General features: G+C 69.1%; 12 protein-coding genes. 4 read left to right on the top strand and 8 right to left on the bottom strand.

Annotated elements, in window-relative coordinates; genetic code table 11:
* Positions 1–325: 325 nt before the first annotated feature.
* Positions 326–592 (bottom strand): DUF6199 family natural product biosynthesis protein, encoded by a 267-nt coding sequence (locus tag ACIQCJ_RS16905; RefSeq protein ID WP_402711759.1) that lies wholly within the window; start codon positions 590–592, stop codon positions 326–328.
* A gap of 432 nt (positions 593–1,024) precedes the next feature.
* A complete protein-coding gene (locus ACIQCJ_RS16910) occupies positions 1,025–1,258 on the bottom strand; it encodes a hypothetical protein (RefSeq protein ID WP_402711760.1) in 234 nt (77 codons plus the stop codon).
* Positions 1,259–2,215: 957 nt separating this feature from the next.
* On the opposite strand from ACIQCJ_RS16910, the gene ACIQCJ_RS16915 reads away from it, so the two are divergent.
* The 3 genes from ACIQCJ_RS16915 (at position 2,216) to ACIQCJ_RS16925 (ending at position 5,901) form a co-directional block, all read left to right on the top strand.
* Positions 2,216–2,512: a hypothetical protein gene (locus tag ACIQCJ_RS16915; protein WP_402711761.1), complete on the top strand. Its 297-nt coding sequence runs from the start codon at positions 2,216–2,218 to the stop codon at positions 2,510–2,512.
* A 326-nt stretch (positions 2,513–2,838) separates the two neighbouring features.
* Complete coding sequence (locus ACIQCJ_RS16920; protein ID WP_402711762.1) at positions 2,839–3,180, top strand: hypothetical protein; 342 nt, start codon at positions 2,839–2,841, stop codon at positions 3,178–3,180.
* A gap of 24 nt (positions 3,181–3,204) precedes the next feature.
* Positions 3,205–5,901 carry a Helicase associated domain protein gene (locus tag ACIQCJ_RS16925; RefSeq protein ID WP_402711763.1) on the top strand — a complete coding sequence of 899 codons (2,697 nt, stop codon included), beginning with the start codon at positions 3,205–3,207 and terminating at the stop codon, positions 5,899–5,901.
* A 68-nt stretch (positions 5,902–5,969) separates the two neighbouring features.
* Here the strand turns inward: ACIQCJ_RS16925 and ACIQCJ_RS16930 are convergent, their stop codons facing one another.
* The 6 genes from ACIQCJ_RS16930 to ACIQCJ_RS16955 all read right to left on the bottom strand — a co-directional run bounded on the left by ACIQCJ_RS16930 (position 5,970) and on the right by ACIQCJ_RS16955 (position 10,496).
* Positions 5,970–6,251, bottom strand: coding sequence for a DUF3892 domain-containing protein (locus ACIQCJ_RS16930; RefSeq protein WP_402711764.1), 282 nt, complete (start codon positions 6,249–6,251; stop codon positions 5,970–5,972).
* Between the two features lie 172 nt (positions 6,252–6,423).
* The gene (locus tag ACIQCJ_RS16935) at positions 6,424–7,032 is read right to left on the bottom strand and encodes a hypothetical protein (RefSeq protein WP_402711765.1); all 609 of its coding nucleotides are present in this window, start codon (positions 7,030–7,032) and stop codon (positions 6,424–6,426) included.
* Positions 7,029–7,538: a hypothetical protein gene (locus ACIQCJ_RS16940; RefSeq protein WP_402711766.1), complete on the bottom strand. Its 510-nt coding sequence runs from the start codon at positions 7,536–7,538 to the stop codon at positions 7,029–7,031. The genes ACIQCJ_RS16935 and ACIQCJ_RS16940 overlap by 4 nt, the downstream gene beginning before the upstream one ends.
* Positions 7,523–8,530, bottom strand: a complete 1,008-nt coding sequence (locus tag ACIQCJ_RS16945) for a hypothetical protein (RefSeq protein ID WP_402711767.1) — start codon at positions 8,528–8,530, stop codon at positions 7,523–7,525. Before ACIQCJ_RS16945 ends, ACIQCJ_RS16940 begins: the two co-directional genes overlap by 16 nt.
* 145 nt (positions 8,531–8,675) lie before the next feature.
* Positions 8,676–9,215 carry a hypothetical protein gene (locus ACIQCJ_RS16950; protein WP_402711768.1) on the bottom strand — a complete coding sequence of 180 codons (540 nt, stop codon included), beginning with the start codon at positions 9,213–9,215 and terminating at the stop codon, positions 8,676–8,678.
* Between the two features lie 423 nt (positions 9,216–9,638).
* On the bottom strand, positions 9,639–10,496 hold the full coding sequence (locus tag ACIQCJ_RS16955; protein WP_402711769.1) for a hypothetical protein: 858 nt from the start codon (positions 10,494–10,496) through the stop codon (positions 9,639–9,641).
* Between the two features lie 160 nt (positions 10,497–10,656).
* On the opposite strand from ACIQCJ_RS16955, the gene ACIQCJ_RS16960 reads away from it, so the two are divergent.
* Positions 10,657–15,066, top strand: a complete 4,410-nt coding sequence (locus ACIQCJ_RS16960) for an AAA family ATPase (RefSeq protein ID WP_402712122.1) — start codon at positions 10,657–10,659, stop codon at positions 15,064–15,066.
* Positions 15,067–15,078: the final 12 nt, after the last annotated feature.

Here is a 15,078-nt window from a genome sequence, read left to right on the forward strand (position 1 = left end):
CCCGCGGAGCGGGTACCACATCGCTGCGCGATGTGCAAGCGTCACGCAGCGCTTCGCTCTGCGTGACCGCGCTCCGCGCGGTCTGCCCCCGACTCCGGGGGCAGCCCCCTCCGCTTCGCTCCAGGGTTGACGGCCCGCCAGGGCGCGGGCTCCGCCCACTTCCTGGCGGGCCTGGCCCCTCGCTCCGCTCGGGTCCTGACGGAGCGCTTCGCGCCCCGTCACGGTTGCGGGAAAGGCCGTTCAGCGCGGCCCGTACGGGGTGGGGCAACAAGCAGGCTGGCGAGGAGGGTAGGCCCGGGCGCGTGGGGCGGATCAGGAAAGAAAGTCAGAACTGTTTGACCAGCATCCACGCCGCGACCGCCACGAAGATCACTCCAGTCACTCGCTGCGCTGCGTAACCCCTGCCCGTGGGCTCGGTCCCGTCAGGGTTTCTCACCCAGCCGGTTTGCAGGCGCCTGTTGAACCTCCACAGCAGCTGCGGGCGCACCACCTGGAGTAGGCCGACGGCGAGGAAGACGCACAGGAACAGAATGACGAAGGGGTTGCCTTCGCTGAGGCCTGATGCCATCTGCAGGACGGGGTTCTGAGTCATGGATGCCGGATTCCCTCCCCCAAACCGCGGAAACAGGCGGCATGCCCACGCCCCCTACCAGGCGCGGGCAACAAGCAGACTGGCAAGAGGGGAAGGACGACTGGGCCGGCAACGAGGACTAGCGGCCGATTTGCTTGCGGCGTGAGGTTCGGTTGGCGACAAGCAAGCAGACCCAGATGAGGACAAGAAAGACTCCCACTGCGATGCCACCGGCGCTGCCATCGTCAATCACCCGCCAAACCAACAGGCCGATGCTCAGGCAGAGCATCGGCCAGTAGAGTCGCGGGCCCCATCGGTTGCCTGGCCTGGTCCATGCCGGCGGAACGTATGCATTCAGACGATGCTTCATATCCGTCTCTTTTCCCGCACTGCCGCAGTGAACACGGCGGGCTGCTTCGGATGCCGACAGAGAAGGATGGTCTCGGTTGGGACTCAGGGTTGCCGGCTGCGGCGCATCGTCAGCCACACGCCCACAATTGCCGATGCGGTGAGCAGTACGGCGCTGGTGACAGACAACGTCAGAGACGTGCCCGTCATATCCCCGAGGACAAGGTCGATCACGAACCCCGCGTAAAAGATCACCAAACCCAGTGCCCACAGGCGGATCGACCAACGGCGGCGCCTCCCCAGACGCGCATGGCGCGAAGTACTCACCGGATTGCCCATACCCGGCTTCTGCCCTCTCGGCAGCACACCCACCACGCACACGGCGAGCAGGTGGGCAAGGAGGGAATGGGCGGTGTGGGTTGGCCGACCCCCGGGCGGGGGCCGGTGATGAGAGTGGTGGGGGTCGCTCGTTCGTGTGGGTTCCAGTGTACCGGGTGCATCTGACTGATGCAGCATGTACTGTTGGCGGAAACACGGGACAGCTCCCGGCCACAGGCCGGAGCGCGAGAGGCGAGGAGGCTTTGAATTCGTTGAGCTTCGAAATGCGCCATGAGGCGCGGAAGGAAATCCAACGTGAGATTACTGGGCTGACTTCGGATCAAATTCACGAACTCTGGGTGGCTGCTCACGGCCTGGAAAAGGACGACCGGCCAGCGGTCAGTACGAAGGAGCGGCTGGCGGCGGTCCGGCGAAACGAACTGAAGCGGCTCTTGAGCTGGATGGCCGACTCGGGGTGGGAAACCTACTCCCCCGAGAACGACCCGGCCGTGGACCGCTGGCAGCAGGAGAGCGAGAAGCGCGCGAACGGTGACGCCGCGGAGGCGGATCCCGAGGAACGCCCGGTCGGCGGGGCCTACCAGCTGGAGGACGCACGCTGGCGGTACCTGACCACCATCTTGGAGAACGCCCTGGGAGCCGTGAGCCGGACAGCCAGGACGCGGACCAGGTCCGCGTCCCGAACGACTTCTTCACCCGCGCCGTCGTCTTCCCCGACCCGCACGGCAGCGGCGTATACCCCCGGCCCCACCAGGCTCTCTTCGGCTGGACCAGCGAGCCGCCCGGGATCGAGCACGCCAGCGACCCCGGCCGAGCCCTGGCGGTGTTCCTCCTGGCCTACCTGGACCACCACGGCCTGGCCTGGCGGAAGCCGCCGACGTCCGGCCGTCGGCAGGCGCCGGGGGTGCCCCAGCCGCGAGTTCCGCTCCGGTTCTCCTTGCCTCCGATCAGGATCCGGGCGTGGCCCGTGCTCTGGAGGCGCTGGCCGGCCGGGCCTGGGAGGCGTACGAGATCGCGCTGCACTACACCTGTGAGGCCGACGAGCGCAGGCCCGAGGCCACGCTGGAGGCGATGCGGCACGCCGTCCAGGCCGTCGCGCCCGGCTTCGCTGCCGCCACCCTCGCCCGGCTCGCCGACGACCGCGCGCTGGACCTGACCTGGGACCAGCGCCACTACCTCGACAGCCTGGCCGCCGGGATCGACCTCGACACCATCGAGGCCCTGCACGGACCCACCGACTCCCCGGAGGAGAACTGATGCCGGCAGGTGACCAGGTGCGCGCAGTGACGCAGTACCAGACTGCCGCTGTCAACGCCCGGTTGAGGCTGTTCGCGCTGCTGGAGGCGCAGGGCGTGCCCGCGGGCGAGGCGGACTGGTGGCCGCGGTGGAGGCCGGGGCAGTCGCCGGTGCGCAGAGCGAGGTGGTCGAGCTGGAAAGCATGGCGCCGGCCTCTCGGGGCGAGGTGGTCGCAGACGGTTGGGATGACGGCGTAACGGCCGTGAGCGAGGCCCTGGTGGGCATGCATCGCCGACCGGGACTGGTCCCGGCGCGGCGGCCAGTCGGCCGGTTCCGCTGAACTGGCCGTGCACATCGCGGACGTGAGGCGGGGCGAGCGGGGCGGGCTGGAGCGCCTGGAGGCGTTCGTCTGCGAGACGGTCCTGCCGCGCACGCACCCGAACACCATGGAGCGCCGCCACGTCCTAGAGGCCCTGGGCGAGGCGGGCGGGCTGTGCAACGCCCGCAGCATCGAATACTCCACCGGCGACGTCATCGTCTGCACCCGGCAGGCCGGCCACTACGACCCAGAGGGCTACACCCCGCAGCGCGGCCTGGCACCGAGTAAGGCGATGCCCGGAGCGCACCAGTGCAACCGCATCACCTGGATTGACGACCGGCCCTACAACTACCCGTACAAGACCGCCTGACATTCACGCAAGGGGAGGTAGGGAATGTCTTTTATTTCGCTCAAAGAACATCAGGTGAAGCAGAAGGCGGCTTTCCGGAAGTGGGTGGGATTCCCCGCAAGATCATCTGTGCCCGAGCGGGGGAACCGGGGCACGGTCGTGTCAGCGACCGGGTCCGGTAAGACGATCATGGCCGCTGCGAGCGCGCTGGAGTCCTTCCCCGAAGGCAGGATCCTCGTCACCGTCCCGACCCTGGACCTGCTGGTGCAGACCGCCCAGGCGTGGCGGACCGTGGGCCACCGCTCGCCCATGGTCGCGGTGTGCTCGCTGGAGAACGACGCAGTGCTGGGCGAACTGGGGGTGCGCACCACCACCAACCCGATCCAGCTCGCCCTGTGGGCCGGGGCCGGGCCGGTCGTGGTGTTCGCCACGTACGCCTCTCTGGTGGACCGCGAGGACCCCGAGGACATGACCGGTCGGCGGAAGGTTCGCGGGCCGCTGGAGGCCGCTCTGGCGGGCGGAGACCGGCTCTACGGCCAGCGCATGAACGGCTTCAACCTCGCCATCGTGGACGAAGCCCACGGAACTACCGGGAACATGGCGCGGCCATGGGCGGCGATCCACGACAACGTCCGCATCCCCGCGGACTTCCGCCTCTACCTCACCGCCACCCCCCGCATCCTGGCCGCGCCCCGGCCGCAGAAGGGCGCCGGCGGCAAGGAGTTGGAGATCGCGAGCATGATCAGCGACCCGGAGGGCACCTTCGGGGTCTGGCTTCCCGGTGCGGAGCTGGGGCTGTCGGAGGCGGTGGAGAGGGGGGTCCTGGCGGGGTTCGAGATCGACGTGCTGGAGATCGAGGACCCCGACTACTTCGTGGGCCTGTCGCAGGAGGCCAGGCGGGGCAGGCGTCTAGCGCTGCTGCAGGCCGCGCTGCTGGAGCACGCCGCCCGCCTCAATCTCAAGACGGTGATGACGTTCCACCACCGGGTCGAGGAAGCCGAGGCTTTCGCCGACAAGCTGCCGGAGACGGCCGCCGACCTGTACACCGACGCGGTCACCGACCACGTCCTGGAACAGGCCGACGAACGCCCTGACTCCCCACTCGGGGCAGAGCCCGACGAGGTAGAGGCCGGCCGCCACGTGCACCCGGACCGGGTCTGGTCGCGTTGGCTGTTCGGCGACCACACCGTCGCCGAACGCCGCGAGGCGCTGCGCCAATTCGCGAACGGAATCGACGCCGCCGGCCGGCGCGTCCACCGCGCCTTCCTCGCCAGCGTTCGCGTGCTCGGGGAGGGCGTCGACATCGTGGGCACCCGGGGCGTCGAGGCGATCTGCTTCGCCGACACCCGCGGCTCCCAGGTCGAGATCGTCCAGAACATCGGCCGCGCCCTGCGCCCCAACCCCGACGGCAGCACGAAGGTCGCCAGGATCATCGTGCCCGTCTTCCTCGAACCCGGCGAAGACCCCACCGACATGATCGCCTCCGCCAGTTTCGCGCCCCTCGTAGCTGTACTCCAAGGACTCCGCTCGCACGACGAACGCCTGGTGGAACAACTCGCCTCCCGCGCCCTGACCCGAGGCCGCGAACAGCGGCGGGTGCACATGCACCGTGACGAGAACGGCCGGATCACCGGGGCCAGCGGCGAGGGCGACGGGGAGAACCAGGAGCAGGGGCAGGGCTGCGGGGCTGCCGAGTCGGCGCTGCTGAACTTCGCCAGCCCCCGCGACCCCGCCACCATCGCCGCGTTCCTGCGCACCCGGGTCTACCGGCCCGAATCTCTCGTCTGGCTCGAGGGATACCAAGCGTTGCTCCGCTGGCGGGCGGAGAGCGGCATCACCGGCCTGCACGCCGTGCCCTACGACACCGAGACGACCGTGGGCATCACGAAATCCTTCCCACTCGGGCGGTGGGTCCACCAGCAGCGCAAGGCGTTGCGGGCCGGAGAGCTGGAGCCTCGGCGTAAGGAGCTGCTGGACGCGCCCGCGGCGGGGATGCTCTGGGAACCCAGCCAGGAGGCGTGGGAGGCCAAGCTGAGCGCGCTGCGGTCCTACCGGCGGGCCACCGGGCACCTCGCGCCGCGGCAGGATGCCGTGTGGGGCGAGGGTGACGCCGCCGGAGAACTCGTGCCGGTCGGACAGCACATGGCCAACCTCCGCCGCACCGGCGGCCTCGGCAAGGACCCGGAGCGGGCCCGGGTGCGCGCCATCCAACTGACCGCGATCGACGAGGACTGGAACTGCCCCTGGCCCCTGGACTGGCAGCGGCACCACCGCGTCCTGGCCGACCTCGCCGCCGACGAAGCCGGCGGCGTCCTGCCGGACATCGAGCCCGGCGCGATGTGGGATGGCGACGACCTCGGCACCTGGATCCAGCGGAACAAGCAGCCGACCACCTGGGCGCAGCTCGCCCCCGAACAGCAGGAACGGCTGACCGAGCTGGGTGTACAGCCCTGTCAGGCGACCGCTCCCACCCCGTCGGCCACAGGCGCGGCGAAGGGGCCGTCGCGTAAAGCGGCGCAGGCGTTCCAACGGGGACTTGCGGCCCTCGCCCAGTGGGTCGAACGGGAAGGCCCAGACCGGCCCGTACCGAGAGGGCACAGCGAGACGATCACCGTCGACGGCCAGACCGAGCGCGTGGTCATCAAGCTGGGTGTGTGGATCTCCAACACCAAATCGAGGCGCGACAAACTCACCGCCGAACAGTTGGGCGCGCTGCGGGAGGTGGGCATGAAGTGGGCATAGAGAAAGAATTGGCCGATGGCCCCGCACGGATTTTGTGTGGGCCATCTCGCCGTGTCTGCGGTCGTACCTCAGCGTCGTGGAAGCGCCAACAGGTTGTCGGTCCAGGTGCCGTCCGAGCGGGTGCGGAGGTACTTCTCGCCGTGAGCCGGGGTCACGACCAGGACGTCGGCCCGGTGGCCTCGGGCGTCATCGGTGTATGCCTTGCCGTTCTGGACTTCGATCCAGTCGACGATCTCGGCCCGGGAGTTGTTGCCCGTCTTTCCGGTGGCGGGGTTTGTCCACCACAGGTGGACGATGTGCTCGTGCGCGATCTCGCCGGAGATCCGGACGGCTGTGATCTGGATTGCCATTTTCGTACTCGCTGCTCTTGCCGGCATGAAGTGGCGGTGCCCGGAGCCGGTGCCGGGATCCCGTGCGGCGCCTGTACGGCGCTTCATCCGGGACAGACAACGTAACTCTTCAGTAGCCGTATCGGGGGCGCGTCAGGTCCGGGCGAGTGCTGTGCCCCCTGTCGTTGATGAGTCAGGGCAGGTATCCGCGGCGGCGAAGCCGATAGCTAATGATGGCTGTGGGCAGCAGGCGGTGGATCCCGAAGCGGTAGCTGATCGCGTGTTCCATCGAGGCGATGGTGGCGGACTGGCTGCCGGGGCCGAACCCGCCGAGGTTCATCTGGCCGGCGGCGGTGATGGGTGGCGCTGCCCAGGCGTCACAGCAGGCTGTGGCGACCGGGGTGTTGATCGTGGAGAGGCAGTGATCGAAGAGCTCCCCGAGGGGGCGGCTCTCCGCGGTGATCCATGCGCGGGTCTGGGCGAGGCGTTCTTGGAGGTCGTGGCCTGCTGAGGCGAGGGCTGCGAGTGTTTCCGGGCTGTCGTTTGTGCGGCGGCGGATACGGTAGGGGTATTCGATGCGTGCGACCAGGAGTCGTACGGCGGTGGCGTAGTGGTCGCGGCGGGCTGCCGCTCCGGCGCGAAGGCCGGTCAGGATGTGGCCGAGGGCGCCGACGACGACGGATGAGCCGAGGACCAGCAGCAGGATGGTGGTCAGTGAGTTGTTGGTGGCCGTCGCGGTGGTGCTGGTGTGGCTGGCTGCCGTGCTGAGGATCGTCGGGTGGGGGGCGGGGGCGATGGTCACCGGGCCCACCGCCGTGCTTCGTGCTGCAGGGCGAGGGAGCGGACGGGATGTGCGTCGCCGGGAGGCTCGCCGTGCGGGGCGTCCTCAGCTGGCCATACGTTGGTCCGGCGCCAGGCCTCCTCGTACATCAGGTGCCGGTGCACGAGGGTGATCAGTGCATCCAGACCGTCGCCGGGGATCCAGCGCAGCGCAGGGTCGTCGTGTGGATACTGCAGGCACAGGTCGCGGACGGGGGCGGGGTTGCGGTGCTTGAAGCGGCGTCCGGCGCTGGCAAGCGGGAAGGCGTGCACGGTCAGGTCGGCCCGGACGATCAGGCGTACGCGTTCGTCGGGGTATCCGTCGTGGTGCAGCGCGGGCAGGGGGTGCAGGGTGAGTTCGAGGATGGCTGCGCCGCCGGGCCCGGCGCGGCCCGACGCCTGCTGCACCCCGAAGATGTCTTCGGAGGACAGCAGGTGCCGGGCTGCTGCTGCCGGGTCGGCGAGCGCGCGGCTCAGCGGGTACGCCATGACCGCGCGGGGCGTGCGGGCTGCTGGGCGCGGCGGGAGGACACGGCGCGGCCGGCGGACGTGATGCTGCCTGCGGCCAGGGCTCGCAGGGCGTCGGCAGCGGACTGGGCCTCGGCCTGCGGGAACGGGCCACCGATCAGCGCGTGCCAGATCTCGATCGCGGCCGGGTGGTCGCCGTCCTGTTCTAGGCGGCGGGCCTCAGCCGCGCGGCGGGCCGCGGCCGACAGGAGGGCGGCGTAGGAGGAGCGCTCGATGCCGGTCCAGTCCACGGTGAGGTCGTCGACGCCGGTGGGGTCGTAGACCTGGCCGAGGACCGCCTGGGCGGCGTAAGCGAGGGTGTCGGCAAGGGCACGGGCGTCCTCGACCTGGGCGGTGACGGCATCGTGGGCGAACGCCTCCCACAGCAGCCCGCAGGTGTCGTCGAGCACCGGATGGTCCTTCTTGTACGACTTCAGCATGCGCACCTGATGGACGAAACGGCCGCCGGTGGCCTGGTTGCGGGCGCTGATGACGCGGTTGAGGGTGCGGGTGTTGGACCACTCCCAGGTGTCGTTCTCGCGGTCGGCGATGTGCACGATCTCGCTGTCGGGATCGGGGTCGGCGAGGGCGGGTACCAGGTCGAAGGTGAAACCGAGGTCGGTGAAGGTCACCTGCAGGGCGTGGGCGGGTTTGTCGTCGACATCGAACTCGGCCGTCGGGAACAGCTCGGACACGGCTTCCTGGATCAGGGACATCGCGTGAACCGGGCCGCCAGGGCTTCGCAGGTCAGCCTCCAGGTCCGTGTGCATCACGATGACCATGTCGACGTCCTTCAACGGCTTGAGCATGGTCTTGCGGGCGAAGCTGCCCTGCAGGAACGTGCTGGCTGCCAGGCCGAGCGCGGTGAGCCGGTCCGTGATCTTCACGTGCCGGTTCTGAGCGCTCAGGCGGTCCTTGATATCGAGGTTGAGGTTCTCGTCGAACCTGCTGAAGGCTGATTTTGTGCTGAGCATCGGGTTACGTCTCGCTGTTCTGCCGGCCGTGGTGCGGTGGGCCCGTTGCCGGCACCAGGTTCCGCTGTCGGGTGGGCATCCGGTGCGGGTGCCTCGCCGGGAACAGACGACGTAACTCGCCGGTACGGATGGGGACCGGCAGGCGTCAGGAGCATTCGCGGCAACGGTCGCTGCCGGACGTGAACATCGCGGGTGGATGGACGATGAAGCAGCCCTGGCACAGGCGCTCGGCGACTTTCGGGGCGCATCCGCAGCGTCCGCACTCCGGGCACGGGGGGATGCGGCAGGAGGTGCAGGAGCGCTCGAAGGAACGGTATTCGTGGCCGCAGTGTTCGCAGATGTACTCGCTCGCCTGGGGACTGGTGTCTGCCGATGAAGGCGCGAAGGCAAGCCAGGGGGCCAGGTCGGTGACGAGGACGACGACGAGGTAGCCGCCCATCCTTGCGGTCTGGGCGTACAGTTCCTGGCCCTGGATGCTGTCGCGGTAGTGGAGGCGGGTGCGCCCGCGCGCGTGTCCGCCGGAGGCGCGGGCCCGGTCGATCACGGGGATGTCACCTTGGAAGCTGCCGCGCTTCAGCGGTGGCAGGCCGCTGGAGGCCGCGAACGCGGTGCGGCCGTCGTCGCCCAGCAGGATGACGTGGCCGGGGGCGGGCAGGTGCTGAGCTGCTCGGACGCACACTGCCATACGCGAGGCTCCGCCGGCCCGCCACAGCTCCACGACGTCGCCGGCGGTAGGTCCGGAGGCGGTCAGATGGCGGTTCACCAGTGTCGCGGGAAGCAGGATCTCCGCCGCGAACGCGCCCGAGGCAGCACAGTGGGAATGACCCCGCCTACGTTGCAACGTTTCTCAAGGCTCCGCGATCGCCGACTGCAGGGCGCTGAAGGCCCGATAGGCTACAGGCCCTTACGGTCCGGGGTGCCCAGCGTCGTCCTGATTGCTGTTCGGAGGACGAGAGAGTCGCCCTCTCGGACCGAGCAGCCATTGGTGGACGGCAGCGGTGACGTCTGCGCTGGAGGCGACGACGCGGCGGGCGAACTCAGTCCGAAAGATCGGCAGTGCTGCGCCACCAGGTTCGTCTCGTGGTTTTTGCGGGGCGGCGGCTTGGGCTCACGGGGTGCCGGTTTTCGCGATGAGGTCGGCGAGCGGCTGCTTGTCCAGGTAGCGCAAGGCCGCGTGCGGCTCGGCTATGCCGTTGTGGACAACTTCGTCGCGGACGGCCGGAGCGACGGCTGCCAGTCCGCTCTGGGCGACGATGTCACCGGCGGCGTAGAGGTTCATCCAACTGATGCCATCGGGCAGTTGGAGGGGGCCGTCCTGGCCCAGGGAATGGCGGACAGTGGGCCAGGCAAGGGGGGATCCGCAGGTGACCAGGGCGGTCAGGCCGTCGGGCCCGGGTCCGGTGTCGGCGCGGGTGAGCATGTCGAAGGCGATGATGCTGCCCAGGGAGTGGGCGATGACGAGACGAGGTCCGGGGCGGTGCAGTTCGGTCCGGACTTCGGCGCGGATGCGCTCACCGATGTCGTGGTGCAGGTAACGGTAGACCTGACGGACGAAGCGCAGCAGGCGCCGGCCCATGTCACGGCCGATCCTGTGGTCGGCGGCAGCTAGGGCACGGGCGACGGGGCGGGGGATGTAGGGGACGCCCAGGCCGAGGGTTTCGGTCTCGAGCTGCTCGGGATCCAGCCCGAGTGGGGTGTACAGGGCGAGAATGTCGAGGACGAACGCCTCCTCCTGGTCGGTGAAGGGTTCGGTGTCGTCGACGAGAGGGGTGTCCTCGTGCGCGCCCAGGCGTTGACTCGGGGTGTGGAAGAGGTTTCCGTAGTAGGCCACGTGCAGTGGCGGAACGGGGCAGTCGGGACCGTAGTAGCGGCGCAGGCCTTTGGTCAGGGCACCGGCCCAGTCGGCCGAGAGTTTCACGGCGTTGGTGTTGCCCTGCCAGATGCCATGGATTCCGACGATGTGCACGCTGCCCCTTCCCCCGGACGTGCTCCCCGCCGGAGGCGGGGTTGTTCTGACTGCTGGGATCGTATCCGGCCCCGGACGGAGACAGCGCCGCATCGGCCGAGGGCCTGCCGGTGGCTAAAGTGCTCGGCAGTGCGTGCTGAGGGGGAGTGGGTTGAAGAACGTGGCGCTGGGGCCGCGGCGACTGGTGGTCGTCGCGGTCGATGAATACCTCACCGGCGATGACGAGTTCACCGCGGGGATCCGGGAGCAGGTGGAGACGATCACCGGCTGGCTGGCAGGTCCGGCAATGGACGAGGACCGGCGGTTCGAGGTCACCCGGCCCAAGGATCTGACGCAGCCGGAGGATCTGCGCGTCTTCATGGCCGATCAGGCGCTGGCCCGGGCGGCATGGGACGAGGCTCTGGTGGTCTACATCACCGGGCACGGCCTGCGGGGCCAGTCTCGGCGTCATTTCCTGACCTTCGGCTCCACGGAGGAGGACCGGCTGCTGGGCACCGCGTTCCCCACCAGCGAGTTGATTACACAGGTCATGGACAGCGAGGCGGAGCACGTGCTGGTGCTCGTCGACTCGTGCTTCTCCGGAAGTCTCAAGTCTGAACTGGGTTGTTTGTTCGAGGAATTGAGTGATCAGCGGCGCAGGTTGAAGACCCTCGCTGTGATCACCAGTGGCGACTTCGAGAAGGAGCCGTACCGGGGCGAGTTCACGCGACTGCTGAGATTGGCGCTGGACAAGGTCCGGGACGAATCGGCCGGTTTCACCGCCCCGCACCTGTCGTTCGAGGAATGGGAGAAGCTCCTCAAGACGGTGGAGGAGGACCATCCCGACCTGTTGCGGGCGCTGTGGGTGTGGCCCGATTCCCGCCGCGACGAGCCGAGCCTGTGCCTGCCCAACCCGCAATACCGGCCGCAGGAACAGATCGTCGAAGCCTCCCGGCAATCAGTGTCGCTGTCGGCGTCCGCCCTTGAGCAGTACTGGCTGGCCCGTGCCTCGGGCCGCACCGACGACGGCGATCTGGGCTGGTACTTCAGCGGCCGCCAGACACTGATGCAGGCGTTGGTGGAGTTCGTCCACGCCGGTGCAGGAGTGCTCGTGGTCACTGGGGCAGCTGGCTCGGGCAAATCGGCGCTGCTGGCCCGACTGGTCACCCTGAGTGATCCCCTGTTCATCACCCGGTCCCGGTTCTCGGACACCGTCGCAGCGATTCCCGCTCGGCTGCGCCCTGATGCGAGCGCCGTGGACGCGGCCGTACTGGCGCGAGGGGCATCGTCGGTGACGCTGATCGACGATCTATTGGCCGCTTTCGGCGCCCAGGCCGCAGAGGCCGAACCTCCTCTGCAGGCGTTGCTGGACCGCGTCTGCGCCGCCTGTGCGAGCGGGACGGGTCCGGTGACGATCGTGATCGACGGACTGGACGAGGCGCAGGAGCCCACCGCCTGTCTGTCCGACGTAATCACGCCTCTGGCCCAGCTGCGTACTGCGGGCGGGGAGCCGGCAGTGCGTCTGGTGCTGGGGATGCGTAGTTCGGCGCAGGACGTCGAGGGTGGCAAGCTGCAGGATGCAGCGGCCGACCAGCTGCTGGGCTTTTTGCATACCGCGTTGCAAGCGGGGATGGGCGAGAGCACCGTGCCGCTGGCTCTGCTGCGCACGGACGGTACCCAGACCGTCGACGACATCACCGCCTACGTGGAGATGGTTCTGCAGGCGACCGAGGACAGCCCGTATGCCGGCCATGGCGCGGCGACGGCCGATGTTGCGGTGGTGATCGCGCAGGCGGTTACGCCGTCGTTCCTCGACGCCCGTCTGGCCGCCGCACAGCTGAGGTCTGCATCCGGCCGGCAGGACGTGACGGATTCCCACTGGCGCGACCGGTTGCTGGCCGGTACAACAGCGCTGCTCGCCAGCGATCTACGGCAGGTGGCCGAGGACCAGGACACCGATCTGCGGCTGCTGCTGGCGGTGCTGCGGGCCACCGCCTTCGCCCAGGGCGCCGCGGGGCTACCGTGGGCGGAAGTATGGCCGGCGGTCACAGCCGCGGTCCTCGGCCCAGCTTCACCGGCCTCCGGCGAAATCGACGCGGTAATCCGCACGGTGCGCCACAGCCGCCTGGTTGGCTACCTAGCCATCGGCGAGGAAGACGGCCGGGTCACCTACCGGCCCGCCCACCAGCGGGTGGCTGAGGTACTCCTGACCGAGCCCGGCTCGCTGGCCATTGGCCCAGCAACCGGCGTTCCTGAGAAATGGGCTGCCGAGATGGCGTCCATGCAGCCCGCAGAGCAGGTCCACCGTGCCATCGCCGAGGCTTGCGCTCGGCTGGCCGAGCAGGGCGGCCGCCTGGCACCGCATCCCTATGTGCGCCGCCACACGGTGGCCCATGCCGAGCTGGGCCACACACTGGACGATTCGATCATGCCGGTGGAGCTGGCGGTCTGGGAGAGTTCGGGGTCGCTGCGCGGGCGGCTGGGCCTGCCGCTGCCGGTGGGCCACACCCAGCGCCGGGTTCTCACGGCGGCCGGGCTCATCGAGCCCTACCTGGATGCATCCGTAGATGTGCCGTCCCGCCTGAGCAGCATCGCCTTCCATCTGGCGGCGAACAACGTGTCGGACTGGGACAACAGCCCGGTGCGGCCGTCGCCTCCTCCTTCCGCCCGCACCATCGGCGCGGCTCTGGACACGCAGTGGGGGCACTGGCAGGGGCGTGCCAACGTGGTGGCCTCCCCCTCCGGCCGGGTACACGCCTTGTGCACGTTCAGCACGCTGGACGGTCGGCAGTTGCTCGCTGCCAGCACCCGCGGCGGCATCGGCATCTGGGACAGCGCGACGGGCCAGCAGCTCACGCACATCAATACAGGTGTGGCACACGCCCTGACCGTCGCAAGGGGCACCAGCGGGCGTCCCTTCCTGGTGGCGGCCCAGCCTCGCAGCGCGGCGGTGTTCGACCCGCTCTCGGGCCGCCAGTTGGCGCGCTTGGAGCGGAACAGCGTGCGCACGGTGACGGTGGCACGCGATGGTGACGCCCGGTGGACGATGGTGGTGGCCAGCAGGCAGAACGAACTGATCCTGTGGCAACCCTCGGAAGGAGCGGTCCGCCCAGTGCGCTTGCCCGATGGTGTCCGCCTCCCGGAGCGGCTGACCTGGGTCCGTAACCCGGAAGGCCGGGGCTATCACCTGCTCAAGCGGTATCGCGCCGGGTGGGTGCTGTTCGATCCCCTGACGCAGGACGTGCTCCCCTTGGATGTGCCGTTCTCCATGGACCTGTCCATCGCGGCCGTACGGGGTCCGTCCGGAGGCGACCTGCTGGCAGTACTCGGCCAGAACCAGCCGGTGATGCTGTTCGACCCCTTCCGAGACGGCATCTTCCCCACTGCCTTCTGGATGGGCGAAGAGGCGGGCCGACTGCCCGGCGCGGCCCGGCGCGTAGTGAGCGTGACCGCTGCGGACGGTGCCGGCTTGGCGGGCGTCGTCACGGACGAGGCCATCGCAGTATGGGATGTGTCCCAACCCGAGCCGCGGCAGGTGGGAGCGTATCCGGCGCAGCCACGAGCAATGTTCGCCGCCGTCTCGGCCCCGAACGGAAAGTGGAAGCTTGCGGTGAGCGGCGACGAGGGCATCCTGCTGCACCGGGCCGGACGGAGCACACTTCCCAGCCACCGGACTGCGATGAACGAGCCGCCGCGTGCCTTGGCCACAGCACGTATGATGACCGCGCTGCCACCCGCTGACGGCGCACAGCGGCTCGCCGTCCCCACTGCCTACATTGTGGAGATCCTCGACGCCGCGACAGGCCAATGCCTGGAGTACTACGAGCACCCCAAGCCCGTGACGTTCCTGGAGGCAGTACCCGGCCCGGGCGACGAGACCGCCGTGGTGGTGGGTGACGAAAAGACCATTCATCTGTGGCACGTCGGGCGTAATGCCGCCAAGCCGATCGCAAGCGGATCGTTCAAGGAAAACCGCTGCTGCGCCGTGCGGCTTCCGGACGACCGGATCGCTGTCGTAGTGGCCAGCGACACCGGAGCAGTCGTCGTCGATGCCATCACCGGCGAGGTGGCCGGACTACCCGACGGCGGGCAGCGCATCACCGCGCTGCTGGCGCTGCCCTCCCCCACCGGCCGCTGCCTGGTGATGGGGGCCGCGCGCTCCCGACTGCTGGTGTGGGACGTGGCCAGTGGCGAACTCGTCGAGGACAGCACGCTGCCCCACCGCACCGCAGCCACTTCGCTGTCTCTCGTCCCACTGCCCGATGGCCGTATCGCGGTGGCCGTCGCCACGCCCCACGAGCTCGTGATCTGGGACCCTCGAGAACGGAGCCCGATCAGCCGGATGGAGACCCCGTACACCTCCGTCATGACCCCGCTCCCCCACGTCCAGGGAACCTGTCTGCTGGCAGCCGGCAACGGCACCGGCATGCGGCTGTGGGAGCCCCTCACCGGGCGTCTCGTGCATTCCCTGCTCACCGCGGCGCCGGTCACCAACATCGTCCACACCCCCGGCCGCACGCAGTACGTGCACATCGGCGGTCCGACGGGGCTTGCCACCCTGAGCTGGCCACTGCAGACAGAAGCCACGTAGAGAGTCCACCGC

The sequence above is a fragment of the Streptomyces sp. NPDC093221 genome (genome assembly GCF_044753885.1).
Taxonomy (GTDB): Bacteria; Actinomycetota; Actinomycetes; order Streptomycetales; family Streptomycetaceae; genus Actinacidiphila.

Excerpts from the sequence above, each read along its gene's own strand:
- ACIQCJ_RS16910 (WP_402711760.1), bottom strand. The coding sequence starts at position 1,258 with ATGGGCAATCCGGTGAGTACTTCGCGCCATGCGCGTCTGGGGAGGCGC.
- ACIQCJ_RS16945 (WP_402711767.1), bottom strand. The coding sequence starts at position 8,530 with ATGCTCAGCACAAAATCAGCCTTCAGCAGGTTCGACGAGAACCTCAAC.
- ACIQCJ_RS16925 (WP_402711763.1), top strand. The coding sequence starts at position 3,205 with ATGTCTTTTATTTCGCTCAAAGAACATCAGGTGAAGCAGAAGGCGGCT.
- ACIQCJ_RS16930 (WP_402711764.1), bottom strand. The coding sequence starts at position 6,251 with ATGGCAATCCAGATCACAGCCGTCCGGATCTCCGGCGAGATCGCGCAC.
- ACIQCJ_RS16950 (WP_402711768.1), bottom strand. The coding sequence starts at position 9,215 with ATGGCAGTGTGCGTCCGAGCAGCTCAGCACCTGCCCGCCCCCGGCCAC.
- ACIQCJ_RS16905 (WP_402711759.1), bottom strand. The coding sequence starts at position 592 with ATGACTCAGAACCCCGTCCTGCAGATGGCATCAGGCCTCAGCGAAGGC.
- ACIQCJ_RS16940 (WP_402711766.1), bottom strand. The coding sequence starts at position 7,538 with ATGGCGTACCCGCTGAGCCGCGCGCTCGCCGACCCGGCAGCAGCAGCC.